This window comes from Oleiphilus sp. HI0128, from assembly GCF_001635365.1.
Genome location: NZ_LWGG01000975.1, coordinates 1 through 26610, shown reverse-complemented (window position 1 = coordinate 26610; position 26610 = coordinate 1). Strand labels below are relative to the sequence as shown.

The window sequence follows — 26610 nt, the reverse complement described above, 5'->3', positions numbered from 1 at the left end:
GCTTGCTGGTGTAGATGAGGTGGGTCGTGGGCCTTTAGTTGGGCCAGTCGTAGCTGCCGCAGTTATTCTCGATCCAGCAAACCCTATTGAAGGTTTGGCTGACTCAAAGAAACTTTCTGAAAAAAAACGCGAGATGTTGTTTGATGAGATTCATGAAAAAGCATTAGCGTGTAGCATTACTCGGGCCAGTGTCGAAGAAATTGATGAAATCAATATTTTGCATGCATCGATGTTGGCAATGAAAAGAGCGGTCGAATCGCTTTCAATAAAACCGGAATATGTTTTGATTGACGGCAATCGCTGCCCTCAACTAAATATTCCTAGTGAAGCAGTGGTAAAGGGTGACTCACGAGTTGCTTGTATTGCGGCTGCTTCAATTATCGCAAAAGTTTCAAGGGATAGAGAAATGAAAGAGTTGGATAAGGAATATCCAGGTTATGGCCTTGCACAGCATAAAGGCTACCCCACTAAAGCGCACCTAGAAGCGCTTCGTCAATTAGGCGTCAATAATCTGTATCGGCGTTCATTCAAACCTGTAAAGCAGCTTCTCGAGCACAAATAAATAAAAACTCCTAGTGCTTGTTTCTTAGACTCTGGCGGATTTTTTGTGAACTTTGTGCTGTATCACCTGTCATCGATTTCACATTTTTTATCATTTGTCGAAAAGTTGACGCTTTTTGTTGCTAAATAATGATGTTTATCCGTCAATTTAAGTGTTCTGGCGCTAAGATTTCCTTACTCAAGATCGAAATTTAATAGTGGAATCTTCTCATGCATACATTTTTCCTCAACACTGGTGAAAAGCGAATTGCCGCTCTTACAAAGAACCTATTAGCTTCAAGTGTGGCCATTCTTTTAACGGCTTGTGGTTCTGGTGGCGGCAGTGAAGAGTCAAATTCCACTCCGGATGATGGTAATACCAATACCGTGACTACAACGATTAGCGGTACCGCTATAAAAGGGGTCGTTTCAGAAGGCTTGGTAAACTTATACTCAGTAGAAGAGCAGGGTGGCAAGACTATTCGTTCTGTTAATCCAATGGTGAGTCCAGTCAGAACAGACTCTAATGGTCGCTACACCTTTAATCTTGAGCAGGAAATTTCACAAGGCTCAGTTGTTGTCGAAGTGACAGCTGATAGTCGAACCAGAATGAAGTGCGATACAACGGAAGGTTGTATTGATAATGATGGGCAAGGCGTTTCTTTTGGTGAAAGCTTTAACCCAGGGTCTGGCTTTAGTTTGCGCTCGGTTGCTTCAGGTATTGTGGCAGGGCGGGAGTATAATGTTCATCTTAGCCCATTAACGCATATGGCGGCAGCTCATGCGGAGGCTAAATCTATTGGTTTGACAGCTGATAGTATTCAGGAATCTATCGCTCACATTGAAGACTTGCTAGATCTAGATGCTGGTGCGATGCGTTTGGCGCCAGCAGATTTAACTGCTATTGAGTCGTATAGTTCAATTACAAAAGCAGAACTGGAAATGGGTGTTTTGTCAGCCTCTTTCTTGTCAATGGTTGAGCTGGGTCGTTGGGATACGATTGAAGAAGTAATCGAACATGTAGAGGAAGTGATTGCCAGTGATGGCGTTCTAGGGGCTCAAAGTACTGAGGGCGATGAACAGATTACTCTGGATGAGGTTTTTCTAGAGGCAAGCGAAATTGCATTAGATCTAGAGCAAGCGCTTCCAGATAGTGAACATGCCGAGACATTTGCGGCGGTTAGACAGGAAACGAATGATTCCTATAACGACGTAGCAGAGCTTAACGAGACTCCTGACCTCGAAATTATTAGCCAGCCTCAAGGTGTAATTGTTGATGAGTTGGAAGAGGTCTTATTAAGTGTGGGAGCTACCGGTGGCGAGCTAAGCTATCAGTGGCGTAGAGATGGTGTTGAGCTTCAAGGGGCGGTACTAAGTTCACTATTGATTTCAGCTGCAGATACTTCCGACTCAGGCAGTTATGATGTTCTGGTGAGCGATGAGTCAGGTACCCTGGAGTCTTTGACTGCTTTAGTAGTAGTTAACGAATTGCCACCAGTAGTTGTGATAGACCCTGTTCAAATTTCTACGCAACCTACTTCTGTTAGTGTAGATGAAGGAGAGGGAGCGGTACTATCTGTCGCTGCGAGTGGCGGTGGTGAGTTGGTGTATCAGTGGTTTAAGGGTGGGGTAGCGATTAGCGGCGCGACCTCAAGCTCACTCTCTTTCGCTTCAGCTTCAGTCTCAGATAGTGGTGTGTATAGTGTCAGCGTGACGAATTCGGTAGGCTCGCAAACATCTGTTAATGCGACGATTCAGGTGAATGAAGTGATTTCCATTGCGCCTGTCGTCATTGCTTCGCAACCGCAATCTACCGCTATTGATGAGGGTGAGACGGCAGTGCTGTCGATCGTTGCGACAGGCGGTGGTGACTTGAGTTATACCTGGCGTAAAGATGGTGTTCAGATATCAGGTGCTAACGCGAGCTCATTAAGTATTGAGGCTGCCTCTGTTGCAGATGCCGGAGCTTATGATGTCATTGTATCCAATTCTGTGGGGCAGCAGGTGTCGTCAGTTGCTAATGTAGAAATTAATGAGCTTGAGGTTTTACAGTCGATAGCCTTGGAGTGGTCAATTCCAGAAGAAAGAGCGGATGGTACTGCTCTAGATTTAAACGAAATTGACAGTTACCTTATTCGATATGGTACAGATGCATCAAACTTAGCTCAAAGTGTTGTTGTAGGTAGTGGCTCGGATACCAGTGCGCAGATCGATGATATGGTAGCAGGCACTTATTATTTTGTGATTTTGACTATCGATATCGACGGTGTTCAGAGTGAGGAATCGGAAATAATTTCCTTAACGATCTGAGATCAGTTAACGTTGATCAGTAACTAAGGCTAAGGCGATAATGTTGTAATTATCGCCTTTTTTCGTTTCCATGGGGGCGGATCTTAACTTGCATTGTTTGTGTGTATTGCTTCATTATTGAGTGCTTGAATATCATTAGGTGGCATGGCGTGAACGAACGGTTTCTAAATATTGCTAAACAACTAAAAGATGCTAATGACAAGCAGGATTGGGCGCTTTTAACTGAGCTCGATGCTCAGGTGCGTGTCGAGCTTCAGGCAGTTATTGCTAGTATGCGAACTAAAGAAGATAGGGCACAGCTTTTATCGATCTTGAGGCGCTATGAAAAAGTTTACTCTCTGGTGCTAAAAGATAGCTTGAAGCATAGAGATGAGATCTCTATGGAACTTAAGCAGATTACCCGCGAAAGTAAGGCTGCGAATACCTATCTGGATTCGTCTCAATATAAAGCTTGATTGAGTTTTATTGCGCTGGCAATAACTTATAAGATAAGTGACAAAATTTTGAACATTTATTTATGTGGCGCTTATTTCGTCTTTTTTGCGCCACTTAATTGACTAATTAATCTATCCGTACTTTAATTGCTAGATATCGAATATTGAAGAATAATCGCTTTTTGCAATTAACCGCTCGAGCGTACTCATGGGTGCAAAAGTTTACTGTTTTGCTCTATTCATTACTTCAAGTTAAACCCAAAAAATAAACAACTATAAGGTCCATCTATGGCCCAGGATATGAAAGTTTTGGTTATGCATAATAACCAAGAAGTGCTTCGTGATATCTCTGTTATTTTATCCTTTCTTGGTGAAAGTGTTCTTAGCGCATCCTTGTCAGGTTGGCGCTCTACTATTGAAGAGCATGCAATTGAGCCAGAGCACTTAAGTGTCGTTTTTTTGGGAGCAGACTCGGAGCCGGTTGAGCAGATCGTTAAAGATTTACATGAGTGGGATGAGGGTGTTCCTGTGCTAGGGCTAGGTGATGCTGCTCTAGACGGGCTTGATGATATTCTTAGACGAAAGGTCATTGCGCAACTTGATTATCCTCTTAACTATAATAAGACGCTAGATAGTTTATATCGTGCCCAGGTTTATCGTGAACAATACTCGGCGCAAACAGGGCGTGGTAAGCAGCGTCAGGTAGAGCTTTTTAGAAGTCTTGTAGGTACTAGTCGCGGCGTTCAAGATGTTAGAGCTTTAATGGCACAGGTTGCGGATAAAGATGTGAGCGTCTTGATTACAGGGCAATCGGGTACTGGTAAAGAAGTAGTTGCCAGGAACTTGCATTATAATTCGCACCGTAGAAACAAGCCTTTTGTGCCTGTCAACTGTGGTGCTATTCCGGCGGAGTTGTTGGAAAGTGAATTGTTCGGTCATGAAAAGGGTGCTTTTACCGGCGCCATTACTGCGCGTGCAGGTCGATTCGAACTGGCTGAAGGTGGTACGCTTTTTCTAGATGAAATTGGCGACATGCCGCTGAACATGCAGGTTAAGATTCTAAGGGTCTTGCAGGAGAGGACATTCGAAAGGGTTGGGGGAAATAAAACATTAGACACTGATGTTCGTATCATTGCGGCAACGCATAAAAACCTTGAGGATATGATTACCAGTGGTGATTTCCGTGAGGACCTTTATTACCGTTTGAATGTATTTCCTATTGAGATGCCTGCACTAAAAGATCGTGTTGAAGATATCCCTCTTCTGCTCAATGAGCTGATTTCAAGGATGGAGACTGAGAAGCGTGGCTCAATCAGATTTAATTCTGCTGCAATACTGAGTCTATGTCGTCATGAGTGGCCTGGAAATATTCGTGAGTTGGCTAACCTTGTCGAGCGCCTGGGTATTATGCACCCTTATGATGTTGTTGGTGTTCAGGAGTTACCGCAAAAATATCGCCATATAGAAGAAACTGATGACGTTGTTCAGACCGATGATCTGCAGCTACAAAATGCCCCTGGAATGGCGAGTATGGATTCACCAGCCTTGTTGCCTGTAAATGGTATCGATCTAAAGGATTACCTGGCAAATTTGGAAAAGTCGCTTATTCAACAAGCTTTGGATGAGGCTTCTGGTGTGGTTGCTCGCGCTGCCGAAAAACTTCGTATACGTCGTACAACTTTGGTTGAAAAGGTGCGCAAATACGGCTTGAATGCCTAGGTATTATATTTCTTAACTATTCTTGCTCAGTCAAAAATATGTCAGCACGCAGTTTTGCGTGCTTTTTTCGTTTTATGGCGTCATAAAATTGTCTTATCTTTCGGGTTGTTATCATATTGCTACAATTAAGTTGCTGATAATAAAGAAAAAAAATACTTTGGCCTACATAGTGCTTAGATCAGGTTGTTAAAGCTTATTTGAGCTGCGCAGAGCGTTTGGCTGACAAATAAGCGAATAGTATTCCACACTGTTTTGACTGAATGATGTAGGTAAGCCATGGGACAACAAAAACTAGCAACCTGGATAGATGAACCTGCTTTTATTAGCTCGGAGGCAATCAATGCACGTGTTTCGCGCGTTGCGCATGATAGTTCTGGCAGCACTTCAATAGAGGGTAATGCTGCATTCAAATTTCAGGGACAAATTGACTCTACTCAAGATAACGGTGAGCAGAAAGTCGAAGAAGCTTTGTCCTTGTTTGACCACTTGTCTTCGCAATTAACCTCATCATACCGAAACCTTGAGAACAAGGTTAGTCAACTCAAGAGTGATCTTTCACTTGAAGAAAGTCAAAAGCAAGCACAGCGCAAGGAAAAAGAAGACCTAGCTAATCGCTTGTCTACCTTGTTGGAGGTGCTTCCGGCAGGTGTTGTTGTTCTAGATGAAAAAGGTTTAGTCACAGAATGTAATCCTGCGGCAATGGATCTACTTGGCGAACCGCTGAAAGGTTTGGCCTGGGTCGATGTTATTGCGAGAAGTTTTTCGCCAAAGCACGATGATGGACACGAGGTTTCTTTAAAAGATGGCCGAAGAGTGAAAATTGAAACTCGTTCTATGTCATCCGGGCCGGGTCAGCTGGTACTCCTTAGTGATCTGACTGAAACAAGATTGTTGCAGGAGCAAGTAAGCAGGGCCGAACGTTTGAGCTCTTTGGGTAAGATGGTTGCTAGCCTTGCTCATCAGATTCGTACGCCCTTATCTACAGCAATGTTGTATGCGGGCCACCTTTGTCAGCCTGAATTAGATGAATCGATGCGCGTGGACTTGTCGGAAAAAGTAATGTCTCGTTTAACGCATTTGGAACATCAGATTAGGGATATGCTTATCTTCGCGAAAGGAGATGAGCGCTTAGTTGAACGTATGCCGCTAAATGATTTCATACTCGCGCTTAAGCTTGCAGCCGTTCCAGTGATGGATGCCGCAAGTGTTGAGAGCGAGTGGGATATAGAAGCGTCTAATGCTGAAGTCTTATGCAATAAAGATGCCTTGGTAGGGGCTTGTCTTAATTTGGTAAATAACAGTATTGAAGCTTGGGAATGTTCTGCAGTTAGCAAGGAAACGCCATTAACAATAAAGATTAGTGTTGGGGTTAAGGAGGATGGGGCTGTGTGTCTTGTGATTAGAGATAGCGGTCCTGGTATTCCTGGCCAGCACAGGAGTAAGATTTTTGAACCGTTTTATACAACCAAGCAAAAAGGGACTGGCCTTGGGCTGGCGGTAGTTCAGTCTGTTGTTAAGGCGCATAAAGGTAATTTCAGAATGCGTTCATCCAAGAAAGGGGTGACTGCAATGATTGACCTGCCGTCAATTAATGTTACTCCTACTAATAATAATTTTGCTCAGTGTTAAGAGGTAAATAAGTCATGTCAGCGACCAAAGTATTAATTGTGGAAGATGATAAGGAATTAAGAGAAGCACTGTGTACAACATTACAGCTTGCAGGGATGGGCTTCGTAGAAGCGGACTGTGCTGAGAATGCATTGAAGGAGCTTGAAAACGCGCATTTTGATGTAGTGATAAGTGATGTAAATATGCCGGGAATGGATGGCCACGAGCTCTTGCAGCAGGTTAAGTTAAAATATCCTGGTTTGCCGATGATGCTTATCACTGCCTATGGTCAAATTAAGCTGGCTGTTGAAGCTATGCAAAGTGGTGCCGCAGACTATTTAGTAAAACCTTTCGAACCAAAAACCTTAATTCAATCAATTATTAAAATTTTGGGGCTTGGTGATACATCTGAAGAAAAGTCTAGTGATGAGAAAGGGCCTGTTGCTGAAGATCCATTCTCTAAGCAATTTTTTGAAGTCGCTCGCAAAGTTGCTGAATCTGATTCGACAGTAATGATTTCAGGTGAAAGTGGTACGGGTAAAGAAGTATTGGCGAGATATATTCACGAGTCATCATCGCGAAAGAACAAACCTTTTGTTGCTTTGAATTGCGCAGCAATCCCAGAGAATATGCTAGAAGCAACACTGTTTGGCCATGAGAAAGGGGCTTTTACCGGCGCGTATGCAAGTTCGCCCGGTAAGTTTGAGCTTGCCAATGGCGGAACCTTATTGCTAGATGAAATATCTGAAATGGATCTAGGCTTGCAGGCAAAACTACTTAGGGTTCTGCAAGAACGTGAAGTGGAGCGAGTTGGCGGAAGAAAAGCGATTCCTTTGGATGTACGGGTATTGGCGACGACAAACCGTGATTTAAAAGAGTACGTAAACGAAGGAAAGTTTAGAGAAGATTTGTATTATCGTCTGAGCGTGTTTCCCATGGCCTGGAAGCCTTTGCGAGAGCGTCCTATGGATATTTGGCCGCTGGCTAAACGCTTGCTTGCTGAGCATTCTAGCAAAATGAAGCGTGAAAAAATGGAGTTTGGTGAGGGTGTAGAGACTTACTTGTCTCAATACCATTGGCCGGGAAATGTCCGAGAGCTTGATAATGCGATTCAGCGTTCGCTGATTATGGCCTGCAATGGTGTGGTTAAGGTTAGCGACCTATGCTTGGATTTATCCGAGTCGGCTAACTGGATACTTGAATCCAAGCAAGAGGTTCCGACTGAGCAAGTTAGGTCGGTGCAGGTCGAGGTTGAGCCAAACTCTCGAACAGGTTTAGGTAAAGATCTAAAGCTTCGAGAATATCAAATAATTATCGATACCTTGCGTCAAGAAAATGGCAGAAAGAAGAATGCTGCCGAGAAGCTAGGTATTAGCCCAAGAACCTTGAGGTATAAGCTTGCTCAAATGAGAGAGCAGGGTATCGATATTGCAGCTGAAATGGCTGCCTAGGTATCGAATTGAGTGTACGGGTGGCTCTGCTAGTTGCCTGTTACAACAGGATTTCGTCAATCTGCTGATGATCTGTATGGGAGCGTATGCTCCCTTTTTTTGTTATTGCTAAGAATTAGCAATGCTATCATGTTAAACCTTCCAATCTATCTATAATTTCAGCTTGTCTGTGAATTGGCCCGCTTTATGCAGTTACTAACTTAAGCGTATTTTTAGTAACGAAATTTTGACAAGGGGGATGTATGTCTGGGATTAACTCCGTAGGGGCTAGAGCAGATATCAATCAGGTGCTGGCTGAGATGAAAAATCTGCGTGCGCAGGTTCAGAAAACTCAGGTTCAGACTGAAGAAATATCTCCTACAAAAATTAATGCCACCCAGGAAGCGAGCCAAACACCTAAATTCAGTGACATGCTGTCTAGTGCGGTTGGCTCGGTCAATGATACACAATTAAAAGCGGGTCAAATGGCTAAGGCTTTTGAGCAGGGTGACCCAAGCGTTACGCTTTCGCAGGTAATGGTGCAATCTCAGAAAGCATCGGTATCTTTTCAGGCGTTGACGCAAGTAAGGAATAAGGTTGTACAGGCGTATCAGGATATTATGAAAATGCCGGTTTAAGTGTTTGCTTCTCGTTTGTAATGATTGGTATTTGAACAAGCACTGCTTATTTGGATTTTAGTAAAAGGTTAACTTATGGCACTCGCACCCACAGATACAGGTACAGACTCAGCATTGCCCGCTCAGGTGGGTGGTATCTCGGGTGAGCCTGACGTTGTCGGCACTGAAAGTGACTTGATGACCGGTATAAACCGGCTTGGAATCTTTCGGCAAGTAGGTTTGATGGTAGGTTTGGCCGCGAGTGTTGCCCTCGGTTTGGCGCTTGTTTTATGGCTTCAGGAGCCGGACTATCAGCCGTTGATGAGCTCGGTAGAAGCTCAGGACCTGGAAGAAGTTTCAAGCATTCTTAACTTGAATGGTGTTGACTTCAAGATGGATCACCGTACCGGCATATTGCTTGTTGAAGCGGGCAGGGTTCATGAAGCAAGAATGAAGCTGGCAGCGAATGGCATTACAAGCGATAACAGTGTCGGCTATGAGATCCTTGACCAGGATCAGGCCTTGGGTACTAGCCAGTTTATGGAGTCGACACGATTTAAGCGAGGCCTGGAAGGTGAGCTGGCGCGATCAATATCCAGTTTCAGAAATATCCGTAGCGCCAGAGTTCATTTGGCTATTCCGAAGAGGTCGGTGTTTGTTCGTGACTCAAGAGAACCTAGTGCATCAGTTTTGATCGAGACCTCTTCTATGCGGCCAGTGACACGTGAGCAGGTTGACTCGATTGTTAATCTCGTCGCCGGAAGTGTGCCGGAAATGGATATGAGCAAAGTTACTGTTGTTGATCAAAAGGGTAATCTATTGTCTCGGAACAACGAGTCCGAAGAAGACAAGCTGGTTTCAAGGGAGTTTGAGTATTCGCGTAAAATGGAAAAAGTTCTAAATGAGCGAATTACAGGTATATTGAGTCCTATCCTCGGGGCGGATCGTTTCAGGTCAGAAGTCTCGGCTGATGTGGATTTTACCCAGGTTGAAGAAACGGAAGAGTTTTACAACCCTGACATGCAAGCAGTCCGAAGTGAACAAACCTTGGATGAGCAGCGCCAGATGATGACAGATGGCGGTGTACCAGGCGCGCTTGCTAATCAGCCTCCCGCAGCGGGTGCTGCCCCTGAAGTAGCCAACGGTGCTGGCGCTGGTGAAGGAGGTTTACCGACAAATGTGCGTAAGCAAACCACTCGCAATTTTGAGGTGGACCGCACAATCAGCTACACACGTCACCAGCAAGGTAGGCTAAAGCGCTTAACGGTTGCTGTAGCAATTGATGATATACAGAATATCAACCCGGAAACAGGTGAGGTAAGCTATACTACATGGACGGCTGAAGAGCTTGAGCGTTTGACGCTATTGGTAAGGAATGCGGTAGGGTACTCAGCCGCACGAGGTGATAGCGTAAATGTGATTAATACGCCTTTTGCACCTAAGTTTGTGGAAGCCGTACAAGAGCCGGAAATATGGGAACAGGCGTGGTTCAAAGAGCTGGTGCCCAAAGGCATAGCAATGTTGTTCGCCTTGATTATTATCTTTACCGTCATTCGACCAGTGTTTAAGAATCTTTCTGAAGCTGGCGCTCAAGCGAAAGAGCTTGCTTTAGCGGGAGATGAGGACGGTTTGGCACAGATGGATGCCATGAGTGAAGGTGAGGCAGGAGAACGAGTTACTTTGAGTGCCTCTGATGAGTTTCTGTTACCGGGGGCTTCGGAAGGTTTTGATCGACAACTTAATGCCTTGAAAGGTTTGATTGCTGAGGACCCTGCTAGGGTTGCTCAGGTAATTCGTCAATGGGTAAATGTAGATGACTGATGGTGACGGCGATAAAAAGCTGCCAAAAGTTTCGCGGGTAGATGCTGCTGCGATTTTACTAATGAGCCTGGGTGAAGCGGACGCTGCCCAGGTTTTGAAGCATATGGGGCCAAAAGAAGTACAGCGGGTGGGTACCTCTATGGCGGCATTGAAAGATATTAGTCAGGAACAGGTCGAAGGGGTAATGATCGAGTTTCTGGAGGCTGTCGGATCCCAAACGGGTATGGGAATCGGTTCTGATGAGTATATCAAGAATATGCTGACAGAGGCTTTAGGTCAGGACAAGGCGGATAGCTTAATTGACCGAATTCTTGTTGGTGGTAATACAACTGGTTTAGATACGCTTAAATGGATGGATGGTCGTGCTGTAGCGGAGCTTATACGTTATGAGCATCCACAGATTCAGGCCATTGTATTGTCATATCTTGAATCAGATCAGGCTGCTGAAGTGCTAGGCGTATTAGACGAAAAGGTACGTCTTGACGTTATTATGCGTGTCGCTTCTCTCGAAAGCATTCAGCCACAGGCTTTGCAAGAGCTGAATGATATTCTCGAAAAACAGTTCTCGGGTAACGCTGCGACTAAGACCAGTAAGATCGGTGGTGTCAAGTGTGCGGCAGATATTATGAACTTTATTGATACAACTATTGAAGCCGACTTGATGGATAGTATCAAAGAAGTTGATGCTGAACTCGGTACTGAGATAGAAGAGCTGATGTTTGTCTTCGATAATCTCAAGGATGTTGATGATAGAGGGATACAAACGCTCCTCAGGGAAGTCTCCTCAGATATTCTTATTGTTGCACTCAAGGGTGCTGATACTGAATTACAAGAAAAAATCTTTAAGAATATGTCTAAGCGTGCTGCCGAATTACTCCGTGATGACCTTGAGGCGAAAGGTCCTGTTAAGGTGAGTGAGGTAGAAGGTGCGCAGAAAGAGATACTCACCATTGCTCGACGCTTGTCTGAATCCGGTGAAATTGCGCTGGGCGGATCTGGCGAAGCGATGATATAGCATGAGTGACAAAAACAAGCGTGTCCCTTTAGGTGAACTGAGCGCCTACGAACGCTGGGAGCTGCCGAATATTGGCGATCCCGGTCGTGCGGCTAGTCAGGCAGAAAACGCCAGAAAGGAGAAAGTCAAACCACCGACTGCACAGCAAATTGAATCAATAACTAAGCAGGCATATGACTCCGGCTTTGAAGAAGGCCATCGAGATGGTTTCGCTAAAGGTTCAGAGGACGGTCGTGCTGCGGGTCATGCAGAAGGTTTGGAGGCCGGTAAAAGTGAAGGTTACGAACAAGGGGTTGCCCAAGGCCAGGGTGAAATTGCCGAAAAATTGTCACAGCTAGATGCCCTAATGAACCAGTTGGTTAACCCCATTCAGCAGCAACAGCAAGTCGTTGAAGAGGCGATGTTAAATGTTGCGGTTGCGCTTTCCAGAGCAGTGATTCACCGAGAGCTCAATATTGATAGTGCAAGCCTTACACTGGCTTTGTCTCGAGTCATGGAAGGTTTGCCAGCGCTGGACTCAGGGGCAATGTTAAAGGTCAATGAGCAGGATTATGAAACTGTTTCAAAAGCACTAGAGGCTTTAGGTTCTGGTATTGAGCTAGTGAAAGATCCAAGTGTTATAGCTGGTGGCTTCTTACTGAAGACTTCAGCTCAGGTGATTGACTATACCGTTGAAAAACGATTTCAAAAAGCTGTTCAGAGTATGCTGGATACCGCTGTCAATAATACAGCTTCAGGTACTCAAGAAGTGCCAGTGACGATTGATAGTCTGAGTGACTATTCGGCTGACACCTTGAAAGAGGAACCTGAAACAGGCGATGATGAACTGCGCAAGCTTGATCATGAAATACAAGATTCCGAGTTGCCGGGCACCGAGGATACCGAGGACACCAGTACTTCTGGGGAATTAGATGAACAACTAACACCTGGCCCTGAAGATGAGTGATCTGCTTGAAATCAACACTGCTAGTAATATAGCTGCGAATCTTGGTGTACTGGCTGATTCTGTTCCGACGCAGGTGGCACCACAATTTAGCGGGCGCTTGACGCGCATGGTCGGTCTTACCTTAGAGGCTGTTGGTTGCCAAAGTGTTGTTGGTGATCGTTGCCTTATTCATTCTGTTTCGGGTGACTTGATCGAGGCTGAAGTGGTCGGCTTTGAGGATGATCGTACATTTTTGATGCCACTTGTTGCTGCGGATGGTTTGAAGCCGGGTGCCCTGGTTACGCCAGCTGACTCCATTGGTGAAGTCGCTGTAGGGTGGGGCTTGCTTGGGCGTGTGCTTGACGGTGCCGGAAACGTATTGGATGACCACGGTCCATTAGAAGCTGAAACCCGTATACCTTTTAATGGTGCGGTGATTAACCCGCTTGCCAGAGCGCCAATTCGTGAGTCCTTGGATGTCGGGATTAAAGCCATAAACAGTCTCTTGGCTGTCGGCGTTGGTCAGCGAATAGGCTTGTTTGCAGGTAGCGGTGTTGGTAAAAGTATGCTCTTGGGTATGATGACCCGATTTACTACGGCCGATATTGTTGTCGTAGGCTTAATCGGAGAGCGTGGACGTGAGGTAAAAGAGTTTATTGAGGATATCCTGGGTGAAGAAGGGCTAAAGCGTGCAGTGGTAATTGCTTCGCCTGCTGATGACTCGCCTTTGATGCGTCTGCGAGCTGCGATGCTAACGACTCGGATAGCGGAATATTTTCGTGATCAGGGTAAAAACGTGCTTTTGTTAATGGACTCACTGACTCGATATGCGCAAGCGCAGCGTGAAATTGCATTGTCTGTGGGGGAGCCTCCCGCGACAAAGGGCTATCCACCCTCGGTGTTTGCCAAACTGCCTCAACTCGTCGAACGTGCGGGGAATGGTAAGAAAGGAGGCGGTTCCATTACTGCTTTTTACACGGTTCTCACTGAGGGTGACGATCAGCAAGATCCTATTGCAGACGCCGCCAGGGCTATTTTGGATGGTCATATCGTGCTCTCTCGTAGCTTGGCCGAAGAGGGCCATTATCCAGCGATCGATGTCGAGGCTTCGATCAGTCGAGTTATGCCTCATATCATCAGTGCTGAGCATTTACAGAATGCACAGCGCTTCAAACAAATCTATGCAAGGTATCAGCAAGCCAGAGACTTAATTAGCGTCGGAGCTTATGTTAAAGGTTCTGACCCACAAACTGATTTTGCTATCGAAAGAATTGAAAAGATGAAGCAGTTCCTGCGGCAGGGATTAACTGAGGAGTCTGAAGCGCCCAGAGCGATAGCGGAAATGTCACAAACGATTGCTGCTGCAGCTCAAGCGCAATAATCTAGCTTGCGCTACAGTCTATAAGGTTGTCTATGAAGAAGTCGCAGCGTTTGAAGGTAGTTCTTGATCAGGCAGAGCGAAACGAGCAAGCGGCTTTGGAGCAGATGACAGCTGCAAAGCGCTATTTGGACGATCAGACTGCGCAAATGGATAATCTCAAACAATATCATAATCAATACCTTGCTGATATGAAGCGAGGCCTTGGTAGCGTCCAGAGCGTTACTCAATTGCAGTCAAGCTTGCACTTTGTTAATCAAATTGATGTCGCAATCCAGCAACAACAGCTTGTTGTTGATCAGGGACAAAAAGCGTTCAATATTACCAAAGAAAAGTGGTCAGCTTTGCACCAAAAAACCAAAGGCTTGGCAGACCTTATTCAGCGCTACAAGGATGAGGAAAACGCACTTGCCGACAAGCGTGAGCAAAAGCAGTTGGAAGACGCTCTTCAAGCCAGGATGTTTCGCCGAAAATAGATCGCTGCATCAAAGGCTTGGCTTAATAATAAGCTTCATTGATGATCAATCCTTTCTATAGCCTCTCATTGCCGATCTAGGGATAAAAAATCAGTTTATGATTTGTGGTATTCCTGAAAATAGCTACTAAAGTTAGTTGAAGAAATAACTATTTGGTGAGATTTAGGCTGATTATGAGTGAAGCAGCAATTGAGTTAGAAGGTGTTGTGAATATCGCTAAGGTTGAGTCGCTACATCATGAGATGGAAGAGATTCTTAAATTAGCATCTCCAACCGTTATCAGTGCGGGAGAAGTATCGAGAGTGGATACTGCAGCCTTGCAATTATTTGCTTCCTTTTTTACTTCAATGCGTACTGCTGAGGCTGAAGTTTCTTGGGGAAGCGTGTCCGAAGAGTTGCAAGCGGCTGCTAAGTTAGCGGGCTTGGAACAAATGCTAAATCTTAACTAAATGTTTTTGAATTTTGATTTCTTAGGGAAATTGCTTAATCGTCGCATACGGGAGAACGTAGATGGCAACAATATTGGCGGTAGATGATTCTGCCTCAATGAGACAAATGGTTTCATTCACTCTTAAAGGTGCTGGCTTTGATGTGATAGAAGCTGCAGATGGACAGCAAGCACTAGATAAAGCAAAAACTACTGCTGTTGATCTGGTTTTATCCGATGTGAATATGCCTGTAATGGATGGTATTGAGTTAGTTAAGAACCTCAGAACCTTACCGGATTATAAGTTTACTCCAATCTTAATGTTGACCACCGAATCAGCTGGCGATAAGAAAATGCAGGGTAAAAATGCTGGCGCTACGGGTTGGTTGGTAAAACCGTTTAACCCAGAGCAGCTATTAGCGACTATCAAGAAAGTAATGGGCTAAGCTTTACCTCTGTAATGTACAGCGCTACCAAGAACAAAAAATCGTTAATGTAACTACGCGTAGACAGGCCAATACAATGAGTGTTGATTTAAGTCAGTTTCATCAGGTGTTTTTCGAAGAGAGTTATGAAGGGCTTGATGTTATGGAGTCTGCGCTTCTTAATATCGATATCTCGAATCTCGATTCTGAAGCGATAAACGAAATATTCAGGGCTGCACACTCGATTAAGGGTGGTAGTGGTACCTTTGGTTTTAATGAGATTGCTGAATTTACACATGTTGTAGAAACGCTGCTTGATCTTATTCGTTCAGACCAGTTTGTTATGGAAGTGGATCATGTCGATCTGTTTCTGAAGTCTGTCGACTGTATCCGAACTATGATCAATGAGCTTGAGGCCGGTCAAAGCTGCGAAACCAAGTTGGCAGATGAGTTGCGAGTACAGTTCAACGCTCTGCTGGAAGGTGGCAGTGAAACAGCAGAAAACTGTGAAAGTCCTAGCGAGGAAACCGACGAAGGTTCTGATGGTTGGACTATCTATTTTAAACCCGACGCAGATGTCTTGCGCACTGGTAATGACCCAGTACGTATGTTTCGTGAACTGTCTGAGTTGGGTGAAGTCGAGGTTTCCAGTGTTGTTGATGAGCTGCCAGAACTTGGCTCGCTAGACCCCGAAGCATGCTATCTAGCTTGGAATATTGTACTTAAGGGTGATGCCGAAAGAGCTCAAATAGACGAAGTCTTTGAGTGGGTCGTTGATGACTCGGATATTCGAATTGAGAAAATTGATTCGCAAGCTTCTGAAGAGTCTGAGGTAAATGCTGAAGCAGCAGAGCCAGCGGTTGTTGCTGAAGCTGCGGTTGGTGTTTCAGCAGTTAAGACAGAAGATGTGCCCGCGTCTAAGTCGAGTGTTGAATCTAGTGCCAGTGTTGAGAAAGCGAGTAAAGCGCCAGCGCCTGTTAAAAAGGAAAGTAAGCCTGAAAGCGTTTCAATCCGTGTAGGCACAGACAAAATCGATAGCCTGATCAATATGGTCGGCGAGCTTGTAATTACCCAGTCAATGCTAAATGAACTGGGCAAAGACTTTACGGTCGATATGATGCCGAAGTTGATGGAAGGTTTAGAGCAGCTAAGTCTTCATACCAGAGAGCTTCAAGAGAGTGTCATGCGTATTAGGATGCTTCCTATTAGTTTTGCATTTTCACGTTTCCCTCGCCTCGTTCACGATATTAGTAAGAGTCTTGAAAAGAAAGTTGAGCTTGTTCTGCTTGGTGAGCAAACTGAACTGGATAAAACAGTGATGGAAAGAATAGGCGACCCTCTTGTTCACCTTGTTCGAAACTCACTTGACCACGGTTTAGAGTCGCCAGAAGCGCGTCTTGCCGCTGGCAAAGATGAAACCGGTAAGATTACCCTTAACGCATTTCACCAGGGCGGTAACATTGTTATTCAGATTATTGATGACGGTGCCGGCCTCAATGAAGATCGAATTTTATCGAAAGCAATCGAAAACGGTCTTGTTTCGCCTAACGATCATCTTGAACCAGAGCAAATTCACGACTTAATTTTCCAGCCTGGATTTTCAACTGCTGCAGAAGTTACCGATATTTCGGGGCGTGGCGTTGGTATGGATGTTGTGCGCAGAAATATACAGGACTTAAATGGTTCGGTCGAGGTTGAGTCGACTCCAGGCAAGGGGAGTATGTTCTCGATACGCTTGCCACTGACTCTGGCAATTTTGGATGGTCAGCTAATTCGTGTTGGTCAGCAGGTATATATTTTTCCTTTGGTATCTATTGTCGAATCGATTGAGTCTCAGGATCAGATGATACATCGCGTTTCTGGTGGCTGTGACGTCCTTCGCCTTCGAAACGAATATGTTCCGATTATTCGCCTTTGGGATATTTTTAACGTTCAGGCAGATCATGAACGGGTTGATGATGGTCTCCTCGTTATTGTCGAGGGTGACAATATTAAGGTAGCGGTGTTAGTTGACGACTTATTAGCTCAGCAGCAAGTGGTCATCAAGAGTTTGCAGGAAAACTATCGTTCAGTCCCTGGTGTATCCGGCGCAACGATACTTGGGGATGGTACTGTATCACTGATCCTGGATATTAGCGGGCTTATAAAGCTTGCTGGTGTTGGGCGTGATGCCTATAAGAAGATTACCGAGCCAGACGATAGCGAAGCGGCATAAAACAAAAGGTTTAATCTATGTCAGAGCAACAAGATTCAAAGCTAGAACAGATTAATGGTGAAGTCGATGATGCAAAGCAGGATGAGCCAACCGACCAATACCTCACCTTTTTTATGGGGGGTGAAGAGTTCGGTATCAATATTCTTTCAGTGCAGGAGATAAGAGGTTGGGAAGAGATCACCTCAATTCCCAATTCTCCAAGTCAGGTGCTAGGTGTCATGAACTTGAGGGGGACTGTTTCTCCTATCGTTGATTTGCGATATAGCTTTGGCATTAAAGATTTATCTTATACCGATGAAACGGTTGTGATAATCGTTTCGGTAGAAACCGAGTCTAACGCCAAGGTTATCGGAATCGTGGTTGATGCAGTGTCGGATGTGTATAACTTTTCTCATTCTCAAATTCAGCCTTCTCCCGAGCTTTCCCAAACGAGTCAGGCGCAATATGTTAAAGGTTTGGGAAGTACCGAAGAAAAAATGGTGATTATTTTGGAGCTTAGCGAGCAATTGATCGCTGATCCAGATCAGGTTGCCGGACGACAATTACTAGCGAGTTAAGGTTCTTAAGTGGATTCTGATCGATCACGAGAGTTTGCGATGTCCGATGCTGATTTCCAGGAAATCAGCGAGTTGGCCTATAAGTATACTGGCATAGTGCTGGGGCCCCATAAGAAAGATATGGTTTATGGCCGCCTGGCGCGTAGGCTCAGAGATGTTCGTTTGGGCTCAGTAAGTGAATATCTGTCTTTGATTCGTAATGAAAACAGCGAAGAAGTTAGTCGTTTTATTAATGCGATTACGACGAATCTCACATCCTTCTTTAGAGAGAACCATCATTTCGAGTTTCTTGGAGATAAGCTCTGTAAGGAGCTAAAGAATAGCAACGCTGCTTCAAGGCGAATTAGAGTTTGGTCTGCAGGCTGCTCTTCTGGTGAGGAACCTTATAGCATTGCAATGACCATTCGGGATAACTTTGATTTAAGTGGCTGGGACTGCAAAATTCTAGCTACTGACTTAGATTCCAAAGTTTTGGGAAAAGGTCAGCAAGGTGTTTACGGGGTTGAGCGAATTGAATCGCTTCCTCAAGAGATCAAGCGGAAGTGGTTCATGTTTGATAAGAACCACCCGGATATCGTTAAGGTTAAACCTGATTTGCAGGAGTTAATTAGATTTAAGCGCCTAAACTTATTGGAACGCTGGCCAATGAAAGGCCCGTTCGACCTAATATTCTGTCGGAATGTCGTTATTTACTTTAATGAAGAGACTCAAGCAGTTTTGTTCAACAGGTATGCCGATATGCTTAAAGATGGGGGCTATTTGATAATTGGTCACTCAGAGAGCTTGAGTAGAGTATGTACAAGGTTTAAGCCAATAGGTAAGACCATCTACCAGAAAATTTCTTAGTATTGAATGTTGATTGTCGTTCAGGGCAGCAATATTACAGTTAATGTAGGATAGTTAGTAAATGTCACAAAATCACACTTTACCACCACCCCTAGCAGGCTTTGAGCATGTGAACAGGTATTGGGATAAGCGAATGAATGTTCCCGCTGCTAAAATAATGCCGGGTGAGTTCTATGTGAGCAAAACTGGAGAAATGATTGTTACCGTACTGGGTTCCTGTATTTCTGCCTGTGTTCGAGATGTGCAACTTGGTATAGGTGGAATGAATCACTTTATGTTACCAGAGCAAGGGGCTCATTCGACGGAAAAGTGGGGAGCTTCAGAAATAAGCAGTGCCTCCAGGTACGGAAACTGGGCGATGGAATTTCTTATTAACGAAATCCTAAAGCTTGGTGGTACGCGTCGAAATCTCGAAATCAAAGTTTTTGGTGGCGGCAATGTTCTTAGCAACATGACTGACATTGGTAAGCGAAATATAGCGTACGTAAGAAAGTACATTTACGAAGAAAATTTTGAGCTAGCAGCGGAAGATGTTGGTGATATATACCCGAGAAAGGTCTTGTATTTTCCCGATACCGGTGCACTTAAAGTAAGAAAGCTTAGAGAAACAACAAACGATACAGTCTTGCAAAGAGAGATTAGCTATAGCAATGACTTGAAGCAAAAGTCCGCACCAAGCGGTGGTGTTGAGTTGTTTGACTGATTCGCGCAGTAATATGTCGTACTTTTCGTGGAGAAGTAGGTTTGAGTAAGATAAAAGTTTTAATTGTTGATGACTCCGAGCTAATTAGGCAGGTTTTATCTGAAATTATTGGCTCGGCACCAGACCTTGAGGTTGTGGCTGTCGCTGAGCATCCGCTTGATGCTCGTGAGAAAATTAAGCAGTTCAGTCCAGATGTACTGACTTTGGATATTGAAATGCCAAAAATGGATGGCATTACATTTCTGCGAAATTTGATGAGATTGCGTCCCATGCCGGTCGTTATGATCTCTACTTTAACTAGTAAAGGAGCTCCGGCTACGCTTGATGCGCTTTCAATTGGCGCAGTTGACTATATCGCAAAACCACAAGGTGGTTCCTGGGATAACCTTTCGGATTATGCGCTAACAATTCAGAGTAAAGTTAGAAATGCTGCCATTGCGAATATGGCGGCTCATGATAGAGTGCTTTCGTCGAAGCAAGCTTCTAGTGAGGCGACAGAAAAACGTAAATTTGACGGGCGAAAAATTATTTGTATCGGAAGTTCTACGGGTGGAACGGAAGCTCTACGTGAAGTCCTGCAAGGGATGCCAGCAAACTGCCCGCCTATTGTTATGGCGCAGCATATACCTGCTACCTTTAGTGCCTCATTGGCGCAGCGGCTTGATGGACACTGTGAAATCACAGTTAAGGAAGCAAAGAGTGGTATGCCTTTGGAGCCGGGCCATGCTTATTTAGCGCCAGGCGACTTCCATTTAAAAGTTTACGAGAAAAACGGGCGCTTGGTTACCTCTCTATATGATGGAGAGAAGGTCAGTGGTCATAAGCCTTCGGTCAATGTATTATTCGACTCAGTCGCACAGCATTATGGGAAATATGCAGTTTCAGCTATCCTAACGGGGATGGGAAGTGATGGCGCCGAAGGTATGGAAAGAATACTTTCAGTGGGCGGTGCAACTTTTGCTCAAGATGAAGCAACGAGTGTTGTATGGGGAATGCCCGGCGCAGCTGTTAAACTTAACGCTGTGCAAAAAGTGCTCCCGATAAATAAAATTCGAGAAGCGCTACTTAAGGCTTGTGAAAGGTAGCGTTAGGAAATATCTATTTAGACAAAGGTGAGGCATAAATGTCAATCACATCAGTACTTTCAACGGATGATAACTCTCTAACTATTGCGATTAAAGGTCGCTTTGACTTTGCTTCGCATCAGAGTTTTTGTGACGCTTACGAAGGAAAAGACAACGGTGTTAGTGAATATCGCATCGATATGCGCGACGTCAGTTATCTAGACAGCTCTGCTTTGGGAATGTTGTTGTTACTTAAGGATCACGCAAAAGAAAATGTAAAAATCAGCATAGTTCACTGTTCTGATGAGGTAAAAAAGATATTCGAGATCTCTAATTTTAAACAGCTATTCGATATTCATTAAATTAAGTACCATTCTCTAAATAGCGGATATTGGCCCGATATTCGCATAATCCTCCCTAAAGCGTAGTGTAATCAAGTTAGACGACTAACTTGAGCGCCTACAATTCGCTTGTCCTAAAGCTATTTTTTCTAAGTCATAATTAATATGGCTTGAGCGAAACGGGTGGTTGTTGTTCATGCAAAATATATCTCTATCAAACCCTGTATCAGCAGGAAACGCACCAGCAGCGTCAACTAGCGGTCCAGCATTGGGCGCGAGCAGCGAACCGGGTGCATCACCCATAGAGGGTTCATTTGGTGCTACATTAACAGGTGTCTATCAGTCTTCTATAAGTCCTGAGAAACTTGATGATATTGCTGCTAAGCTTGAAGCTTTAGGGCTGGATTCAAGCTTCCTGGATGATATCAACGCATTATTGAGTGGCAATTTAATGTCTCTGGATGCGGCACAGCAAGGCATAGAATTGCCGGAAATGAGTACTTTTCTTTCTAACTCGCTGGCAGAGCTTGAGAGTGGTCTTGGATTTTCAAGTGATGACATACCCGAAGATGTGTTGGCATCTTTGCTAAATACGGTAAATGGGATACAACAAGCCCTTGCACCGGTAAGTGCTAACCTTCCACAAGCATTGACTGGGCTTGATTCAGGTGTGGCGCCAGTAAGTGTTTTGCCTGGCGTATCTTTTCAAAACCAGGATGCTAAGAAGTCTCAGGTGAACCTAAATACGGCAAACCAAATTCAAGCAGCTCCGCTTACCAATTCTAATATTGATTCAGGGCTTGGGTTGTCTCCTCAGAATTTGTCCCAAAATGGCAGTGCTAAGCTCAATTTGGAAGAGGAGGTTGTTAGTCAGGCATTGCAAGGTGAATCAAAGTTTAAGGCGATTGCGGATAGTACTAGTAGTGTTGAAAGCATTCTGGAAAAAACGATTGGTAGTGGTGTAGAGCGTTCATCTTCGCTACTTAAAACAACGTTTTCGGAAGTGCAGCAGAAATTAGATAACGCGCCTTACTCGACAACAGTAATGACGGGTTTGGATGAGGTTGAGTGGGGGGAGGAAGTTGGCCAGAAGATAGTTTGGCTTACGGGAAAGGCAATTCAGTCTGCAGAGATCCACTTAAACCCTGCTGAGCTTGGTCCAATTGATGTAAAAATTTCTGTTCAAAATGATGCAGCAGCCATTACATTTAACGCCCATAATGCTTCAGTCAGGGAAATGCTTGAATCTAACGTTGTGCGTTTACGTGAAATGATGGAGACAAACGGCGTTGAGCTTCAGGAAGTGAATGTCGATGCACGCAGCGGTGATGAGCGTTTTGCATCCAATGATCAGCAGCAAGGTTCTAATGGCTCGGAAGATCAGCAAGAAGATTCTGAAGATTCTAGTAGTGAAACAGCTACGACAGAATCGATTTCACGCTCCTCTTCAAATCTCGTTGACTACTTTGCCTGATAAGTTTTTATCAGGCCCTCTTCATTTTCGCCCTCTTTAAGCTAAACTAATATCAAATAGTTAAAGGCAACAGTTAAGCTTCCGTTTAAACGGAGAACTGTTGTTTTTGGCATACACTTTGCTGGATATCTGTAAAGGTGCTCAGCTGCGATTTGATATGACGGGATTTTGACGTGGCAGAAGAAGAAAACAAAACTGAAGAAGAGCAATCTGGCGAAGGTGGTTCAAAGAAAAAGCTAATTATTATTATTGCGATCGTTGCAATTTTAGCTATTGGTCTATCGGTTGGTGTGACGATGTTTTTGCTTGGTGGCGATGAAGACGCACCAACTGAACCGGTTATTGAAGAAGAAGTAAAGGAGCCAGCTAGCTACATTCCAATTAAGCCAGCATTTTTGGTTACGTTTAATGTCGATGGGCGTCAGCGGTATATGCAGATTTCATTATCTGTTTCTAGTCGTGATGCCAGTGCTTTGGATGCTTTAGACCACCATATGCCTTTGATACGTTCACGTTTATTGAATGTATACGCAGATCAGGACTTTCAACAGATTCGCACTGAGGAAGGTAAGTTAGCGCTTCAAGCTCAGACAGTCGAAGTGATTAATACTGTCTTAAGTAGTGAAGAGGCTGGTGAGATAGAGAACGTTTATTTCACTAATTTTGTATTGCAGTAGTTTTGTTCAAGATGTTTTAAGTTATTTGTTTGGTGTTATTTTCGCGACCGTCAAATAGCTTATTTTGTGATTGCTTAAAAATTCATATAGTCAGGTATTAGTGTGCAAGATTTATTATCACAAGACGAGATAGATGCGTTATTGCATGGTGTCGATGATGGTGATATCGACACGGAGGACGATGCCGATGAAGAAGGTATACGCAATTACGACTTAGCGAGCCAAGATAGAATTGTGCGCGGGCGCATGCCTACGCTCGAAATGATCAATGAAAGGTTTGCCCGCTACACCAGAATCAGCTTGTTTAACCTGCTCCGTAGAAACGCCGACGTTTCTACGGGCGGTGTCCAGATCATGAAGTTTGGAGAGTATATCCATACTCTTTACGTTCCTACCAGTTTAAATATTGTCAAAATCAGACCTCTTCGCGGAGCTGGTTTATTTATTTTTGATGCCAAGCTAGTTTTTAAACTTGTTGATAACTTCTTTGGTGGTGATGGGCGTCATGCAAAAATTGAAGGGCGTGAGTTTACGCCTACCGAGATTCGGGTTGTTCATATGGTACTCGAACAAGTCTTTATCGATATGAAGGAAGCGTGGAGCGCAGTTTTCAAAATTGATTTTGAGTATATGAACTCTGAAGTTAACCCTTCAATGGCGAATATTGTTAGCCCTAGTGAAGTGATAGTAATTAGTACCTTTCATATCGAACTAGATGGCGGTGGTGGAGACCTTCATCTGGCCATTCCATACTCTACCATTGAGCCGATTCGCGAGATCCTCGATGCTGGTGTCCAGAGTGATGTTGACGATGTTGACGAGCGCTGGATGACAACTATTCGGAAAGATCTTTTAGAGGCTAATGTGCCTCTTAATGCGACAGTCCTAGAAGAACAGATATCACTTAGAGATGTTGCCAAGCTTGAAAAAGGTGATGTTATACCGATAGAAATGCCAGAGTTTATTACGCTAACTGCGAATAAGGTCCCTATGTTCAAAGCAAAGCTTGGGCAAAGTGATGGTCAGTTAGCGGCGAAAATTGAAGAAAAAATTGAACGACCCAACCTCATATCCAGTGTAGTTGACGAAAATTTGGAAGAAGAAAATGAGTGATAACGAAGATCAAAGTGAAGACGAAAAACTAGCATCTGAATGGGAAGCTGCAATGGAAGAGTCTGGTGATTCTGAAGGCGGCGAAGGTAGTGTTGAGGATGAGTGGGCGGCGGCAATGGCCGAAGCTGAAGCTATCGAAGGGGATGATGCTGATGATATTAAGTCTGCGCCTCTAGAGTCTTTTGATTCGCGTCCAGCTGCGGCTGCTAACGCTGGTGCTGGTGGCCCAGGCGCTCCCGATCTTGATGTCATTCTGGATATACCTGTTACGTTATCGATGGAAGTCGGTAATACCTCCATTCCGATCAGAAACTTATTACAATTGAATCAAGGTTCCGTTATTGAGCTTGACCGCTTGGCCGGTGAGCCATTAGATGTTTTGGTCAATGGCACACTAATCGCTCATGGTGAAGTTGTTATGGTTAATGATAAATTCGGTATTCGACTGACTGATGTAGTAAGTCCAACTGAACGTATCAGGCGTTTAGGGTAGTTTTGTGGGCTTACTGATTCGCCTTTGTGTGGTGTTCATACTGAGCACCAGTATTGTGTATGCTAATGAATCCTCAGATTCTACGAATCCTGGCACTGAGCCACAGCAACAATTAGTTGAGTTAGACGATACGTTAAAAACTGAAAACGAAGTTGTCAGCTCAAATACTGAATCGACCCACCTTAGTAAAGCTCGTGCACCAGAGTACGACCCGATAACGAGTTGGCCTATTGTTGTCGCTACTTTATTCGCAATGGTGGTCTTCATTTTTGTCTTGGCTTGGTTTGCTCGCCGATTTAGCGGATTTAATATTGCTAAAAATAGAGAAATGGAAGTGCTTTCGTCTCTTCCGCTTGGTGCAAGAGAAAAAGTTAGTTTAGTTCGTGTAAAAGGGCAGACACTTCTTTTGGGTGTTACCAATCAGCAGATTTCTTGTTTGCATACTTTTGACAGCGATTCTGATCTTAGTGATAACGCTCAAGAAGGTGGTGGTCGTGGTGCACATTCCGATTTTTCGACAACTTTAAAAGGCTTGCTCACTAAAAGTACGCCTGAGGAGCAAGGCAGCTCTGAGCTTAACTCTCAAGAGGGTAAGCTATGACAACGAAGTCAAAGTTTTCAGTGCGTACTTTTGCACTCCTAGCACTAGGTGTCGTTCTGTCATTGTTGTCATTTTCAGCTTTTGCTGAAGGTGCGCAAGGAAGCCCGGGTATTCCTGCTCTAACCCTGGTAAATAATTCTGATGGTTCGCAGACCTATACGGTGACGATCCAGGTTCTTGCGCTAATGACTGCGCTAACCTTCTTGCCTGCGATGCTGATGATGATGACTTCATTCACCCGAATAATCATCGTTTTCTCAATACTTCGCCAGGCCTTGGGGCTACAACAAACCCCTTCAAACCAGATAGTTTTGGGTTTATCGCTGTTTTTAACGATCTTTATTATGACGCCTGTTTTTGAAAAGGTTAATGAAACGGCTATCCAACCTTATATGAACGAGCAGCTAGCACCTGTTGATGCCGTTAAAGCCGCAAGCTTACCATTTCGAGAGTTTATGCTGACGCAGACAAGAGAAGATGATATTGCGCTGTTTGTGCGTATATCGGGTGCTGAATACAATACGCTTGATGACTTGCCGTTTTGGGTGTTGATGCCTGCCTTCGTAACAAGTGAACTGAAAACCGCCTTTCAAATTGGCTTTCTGCTGTTCCTGCCTTTTCTAATTCTCGATATGGTCGTGGCGAGCGTACTGATGGCAATGGGTATGATGATGTTATCACCTATGATTATCTCCTTACCTTTCAAGATAATGTTTTTTGTCTTGATTGACGGTTGGGCTCTGATAATGGGTAGTTTAGCCGCCAGCTTTGGAATATAACGAGGTAGATTAAGATGACGCCAGAGTTAGCAATTGACCTTGTAAGGGATGCCGTATTTGTAATTTTGATTTTGGTCACTTTAATACTCGTACCCGGCCTAATCGTTGGCTTGATGGTGAGTGTTTTTCAGGCTGCAACACAGATCAACGAGCAAACGCTAAGCTTCTTACCAAGGCTTCTGGTGACCTTGTTTGTGCTTATTGTCGCGGGTCCGTATATGATGACAAAAATTCTCGACTATTCAGAACGCTTATGGACTAGCATTCCATTACTGATCGGGTAAAAGATGGAATTTACCGACGCACAAATTGGCGCTTGGGTTGGGTCCTTCTTGTGGCCCTTATTCCGTATTGCCAGTTTCTTGATGGTGGTTCCGGTAATCGGAACACGGTTGGTGCCAATGCGTGTCCGAATTGGCTTATCCTTTGCCTTAACGCTAATCGTTGCTCCATTGATTGACCCTGTCCCTGTGATTGACGCTCTGTCAATCGGTTCTTTTTTGATTGTGCTTCAGCAAGTTGTTATCGGTACCTTAATGGGCTTCATGTTTGTGCGTCGGTAAATTCCATCTTTTACCCGATCAGTAATGGAATGCTAGTCCATAAGCGTTCTGAATAGTCG

At 44.4% G+C, this 26610-nt stretch carries 28 protein-coding genes; all 28 read left to right on the top strand.

From position 1 onward, the window contains the following. Window positions 1–562: ribonuclease HII (rnhB, locus tag A3763_RS16050; RefSeq protein WP_068760227.1), on the top strand; the 562-nt coding region annotated here is incomplete at its 5' end. A 209-nt stretch (window positions 563–771) separates the two neighbouring features. Then, a complete protein-coding gene (locus tag A3763_RS16045; RefSeq protein ID WP_068508212.1) occupies window positions 772–2850 on the top strand; it encodes a fibronectin type III domain-containing protein in 2079 nt (692 codons plus the stop codon). A gap of 149 nt (window positions 2851–2999) precedes the next feature. Next, on the top strand, window positions 3000–3305 hold the full coding sequence (locus A3763_RS16040; RefSeq protein WP_068508210.1) for a hypothetical protein: 306 nt from the start codon (window positions 3000–3002) through the stop codon (window positions 3303–3305). Window positions 3306–3599: 294 nt separating this feature from the next. After that, window positions 3600–5003, top strand: a complete 1404-nt coding sequence (locus tag A3763_RS16035) for a sigma-54 dependent transcriptional regulator (RefSeq protein ID WP_369808198.1) — start codon at window positions 3600–3602, stop codon at window positions 5001–5003. A 276-nt stretch (window positions 5004–5279) separates the two neighbouring features. Beyond that, window positions 5280–6632: a PAS domain-containing sensor histidine kinase gene (locus A3763_RS16030; protein WP_082865320.1), complete on the top strand. Its 1353-nt coding sequence runs from the start codon at window positions 5280–5282 to the stop codon at window positions 6630–6632. 14 nt (window positions 6633–6646) lie between these two features. Further along, the gene (locus A3763_RS16025) at window positions 6647–8062 is read left to right on the top strand and encodes a sigma-54 dependent transcriptional regulator (protein WP_068508206.1); all 1416 of its coding nucleotides are present in this window, start codon (window positions 6647–6649) and stop codon (window positions 8060–8062) included. Between the two features lie 242 nt (window positions 8063–8304). Then, window positions 8305–8679: a flagellar hook-basal body complex protein FliE gene (gene fliE / locus A3763_RS16020; protein ID WP_068508204.1), complete on the top strand. Its 375-nt coding sequence runs from the start codon at window positions 8305–8307 to the stop codon at window positions 8677–8679. Window positions 8680–8754: 75 nt separating this feature from the next. Further along, window positions 8755–10479, top strand: coding sequence for a flagellar basal-body MS-ring/collar protein FliF (gene fliF, locus A3763_RS16015; protein WP_068508202.1), 1725 nt, complete (start codon window positions 8755–8757; stop codon window positions 10477–10479). After that, a complete protein-coding gene (gene fliG, locus A3763_RS16010; RefSeq protein ID WP_068508201.1) occupies window positions 10472–11494 on the top strand; it encodes a flagellar motor switch protein FliG in 1023 nt (340 codons plus the stop codon). Before fliF ends, fliG begins: the two co-directional genes overlap by 8 nt. 1 nt (window position 11495) lies before the next feature. Further along, entirely contained in the window at window positions 11496–12440 is a 945-nt protein-coding gene (locus tag A3763_RS16005) for a FliH/SctL family protein (protein WP_068508199.1), read from the top strand. Next, window positions 12433–13800: a flagellar protein export ATPase FliI gene (gene fliI, locus A3763_RS16000; protein WP_068508197.1), complete on the top strand. Its 1368-nt coding sequence runs from the start codon at window positions 12433–12435 to the stop codon at window positions 13798–13800. The genes A3763_RS16005 and fliI overlap by 8 nt, the downstream gene beginning before the upstream one ends. A gap of 32 nt (window positions 13801–13832) precedes the next feature. After that, window positions 13833–14273 (top strand): flagellar export protein FliJ, encoded by a 441-nt coding sequence (fliJ, locus tag A3763_RS15995; RefSeq protein WP_068508195.1) that lies wholly within the window; start codon window positions 13833–13835, stop codon window positions 14271–14273. 173 nt (window positions 14274–14446) lie between these two features. After that, window positions 14447–14722 carry a lipid asymmetry maintenance protein MlaB gene (locus A3763_RS15990; protein WP_068507368.1) on the top strand — a complete coding sequence of 92 codons (276 nt, stop codon included), beginning with the start codon at window positions 14447–14449 and terminating at the stop codon, window positions 14720–14722. A 61-nt stretch (window positions 14723–14783) separates the two neighbouring features. Further along, window positions 14784–15146, top strand: coding sequence for a response regulator (locus tag A3763_RS15985; protein ID WP_068508193.1), 363 nt, complete (start codon window positions 14784–14786; stop codon window positions 15144–15146). Between the two features lie 76 nt (window positions 15147–15222). Beyond that, window positions 15223–17340, top strand: coding sequence for a chemotaxis protein CheA (locus A3763_RS15980; protein WP_068516564.1), 2118 nt, complete (start codon window positions 15223–15225; stop codon window positions 17338–17340). A gap of 17 nt (window positions 17341–17357) precedes the next feature. Beyond that, on the top strand, window positions 17358–17897 hold the full coding sequence (locus tag A3763_RS15975; protein ID WP_068516563.1) for a chemotaxis protein CheW: 540 nt from the start codon (window positions 17358–17360) through the stop codon (window positions 17895–17897). A 9-nt stretch (window positions 17898–17906) separates the two neighbouring features. Further along, window positions 17907–18743, top strand: coding sequence for a protein-glutamate O-methyltransferase CheR (locus tag A3763_RS15970; protein ID WP_231872224.1), 837 nt, complete (start codon window positions 17907–17909; stop codon window positions 18741–18743). 61 nt (window positions 18744–18804) lie between these two features. Then, window positions 18805–19446 (top strand): chemoreceptor glutamine deamidase CheD, encoded by a 642-nt coding sequence (cheD, locus tag A3763_RS15965; protein WP_068516172.1) that lies wholly within the window; start codon window positions 18805–18807, stop codon window positions 19444–19446. Between the two features lie 41 nt (window positions 19447–19487). Then, a complete protein-coding gene (locus tag A3763_RS15960; RefSeq protein ID WP_068516560.1) occupies window positions 19488–20531 on the top strand; it encodes a chemotaxis response regulator protein-glutamate methylesterase in 1044 nt (347 codons plus the stop codon). A gap of 38 nt (window positions 20532–20569) precedes the next feature. Continuing rightward, on the top strand, window positions 20570–20872 hold the full coding sequence (locus A3763_RS15955) for an STAS domain-containing protein (protein ID WP_068516558.1): 303 nt from the start codon (window positions 20570–20572) through the stop codon (window positions 20870–20872). A 175-nt stretch (window positions 20873–21047) separates the two neighbouring features. After that, on the top strand, window positions 21048–22325 hold the full coding sequence (locus A3763_RS15950) for a flagellar hook-length control protein FliK (protein ID WP_068516555.1): 1278 nt from the start codon (window positions 21048–21050) through the stop codon (window positions 22323–22325). A gap of 173 nt (window positions 22326–22498) precedes the next feature. After that, window positions 22499–23002: a flagellar basal body-associated protein FliL gene (fliL, locus tag A3763_RS15945; protein WP_068513649.1), complete on the top strand. Its 504-nt coding sequence runs from the start codon at window positions 22499–22501 to the stop codon at window positions 23000–23002. A gap of 96 nt (window positions 23003–23098) precedes the next feature. Continuing rightward, window positions 23099–24115, top strand: coding sequence for a flagellar motor switch protein FliM (gene fliM, locus A3763_RS15940; RefSeq protein WP_197470043.1), 1017 nt, complete (start codon window positions 23099–23101; stop codon window positions 24113–24115). Then, complete coding sequence (gene fliN, locus A3763_RS15935; protein ID WP_068511675.1) at window positions 24108–24608, top strand: flagellar motor switch protein FliN; 501 nt, start codon at window positions 24108–24110, stop codon at window positions 24606–24608. The genes fliM and fliN overlap by 8 nt, the downstream gene beginning before the upstream one ends. 4 nt (window positions 24609–24612) lie before the next feature. Continuing rightward, a complete protein-coding gene (gene fliO, locus A3763_RS15930; RefSeq protein WP_068511678.1) occupies window positions 24613–25209 on the top strand; it encodes a flagellar biosynthetic protein FliO in 597 nt (198 codons plus the stop codon). Further along, entirely contained in the window at window positions 25206–25988 is a 783-nt protein-coding gene (fliP, locus tag A3763_RS15925) for a flagellar type III secretion system pore protein FliP (RefSeq protein WP_068554009.1), read from the top strand. The genes fliO and fliP overlap by 4 nt, the downstream gene beginning before the upstream one ends. A 14-nt stretch (window positions 25989–26002) precedes the next feature. Beyond that, window positions 26003–26272 carry a flagellar biosynthesis protein FliQ gene (fliQ, locus tag A3763_RS15920; RefSeq protein WP_068511910.1) on the top strand — a complete coding sequence of 90 codons (270 nt, stop codon included), beginning with the start codon at window positions 26003–26005 and terminating at the stop codon, window positions 26270–26272. A 3-nt stretch (window positions 26273–26275) separates the two neighbouring features. Next, complete coding sequence (locus A3763_RS15915) at window positions 26276–26551, top strand: flagellar biosynthetic protein FliR (RefSeq protein WP_068760225.1); 276 nt, start codon at window positions 26276–26278, stop codon at window positions 26549–26551. The last annotated feature ends 59 nt before the right edge of the window (window positions 26552–26610 follow it).

Bases quoted from the DNA above. Each gene is read 5' to 3' on its own strand.
- A3763_RS16045 (WP_068508212.1), top strand. From the start codon at position 772: ATGCATACATTTTTCCTCAACACTGGTGAAAAGCGAATTGCCGCTCTT.
- A3763_RS16035 (WP_369808198.1), top strand. From the start codon at position 3,600: ATGCATAATAACCAAGAAGTGCTTCGTGATATCTCTGTTATTTTATCC.
- A3763_RS16030 (WP_082865320.1), top strand. From the start codon at position 5,280: ATGGGACAACAAAAACTAGCAACCTGGATAGATGAACCTGCTTTTATT.
- A3763_RS16025 (WP_068508206.1), top strand. From the start codon at position 6,647: ATGTCAGCGACCAAAGTATTAATTGTGGAAGATGATAAGGAATTAAGA.
- fliE (WP_068508204.1), top strand. From the start codon at position 8,305: ATGTCTGGGATTAACTCCGTAGGGGCTAGAGCAGATATCAATCAGGTG.
- fliF (WP_068508202.1), top strand. From the start codon at position 8,755: ATGGCACTCGCACCCACAGATACAGGTACAGACTCAGCATTGCCCGCT.
- fliG (WP_068508201.1), top strand. From the start codon at position 10,472: ATGACTGATGGTGACGGCGATAAAAAGCTGCCAAAAGTTTCGCGGGTA.
- A3763_RS16005 (WP_068508199.1), top strand. From the start codon at position 11,496: ATGAGTGACAAAAACAAGCGTGTCCCTTTAGGTGAACTGAGCGCCTAC.
- fliI (WP_068508197.1), top strand. From the start codon at position 12,433: ATGAGTGATCTGCTTGAAATCAACACTGCTAGTAATATAGCTGCGAAT.
- fliJ (WP_068508195.1), top strand. From the start codon at position 13,833: ATGAAGAAGTCGCAGCGTTTGAAGGTAGTTCTTGATCAGGCAGAGCGA.
- A3763_RS15990 (WP_068507368.1), top strand. From the start codon at position 14,447: ATGAGTGAAGCAGCAATTGAGTTAGAAGGTGTTGTGAATATCGCTAAG.
- A3763_RS15985 (WP_068508193.1), top strand. From the start codon at position 14,784: ATGGCAACAATATTGGCGGTAGATGATTCTGCCTCAATGAGACAAATG.
- A3763_RS15980 (WP_068516564.1), top strand. From the start codon at position 15,223: ATGAGTGTTGATTTAAGTCAGTTTCATCAGGTGTTTTTCGAAGAGAGT.
- A3763_RS15975 (WP_068516563.1), top strand. From the start codon at position 17,358: ATGTCAGAGCAACAAGATTCAAAGCTAGAACAGATTAATGGTGAAGTC.
- cheD (WP_068516172.1), top strand. From the start codon at position 18,805: ATGTCACAAAATCACACTTTACCACCACCCCTAGCAGGCTTTGAGCAT.
- A3763_RS15955 (WP_068516558.1), top strand. From the start codon at position 20,570: ATGTCAATCACATCAGTACTTTCAACGGATGATAACTCTCTAACTATT.
- A3763_RS15950 (WP_068516555.1), top strand. From the start codon at position 21,048: ATGCAAAATATATCTCTATCAAACCCTGTATCAGCAGGAAACGCACCA.
- fliN (WP_068511675.1), top strand. From the start codon at position 24,108: ATGAGTGATAACGAAGATCAAAGTGAAGACGAAAAACTAGCATCTGAA.
- fliP (WP_068554009.1), top strand. From the start codon at position 25,206: ATGACAACGAAGTCAAAGTTTTCAGTGCGTACTTTTGCACTCCTAGCA.
- fliQ (WP_068511910.1), top strand. From the start codon at position 26,003: ATGACGCCAGAGTTAGCAATTGACCTTGTAAGGGATGCCGTATTTGTA.
- A3763_RS15915 (WP_068760225.1), top strand. From the start codon at position 26,276: ATGGAATTTACCGACGCACAAATTGGCGCTTGGGTTGGGTCCTTCTTG.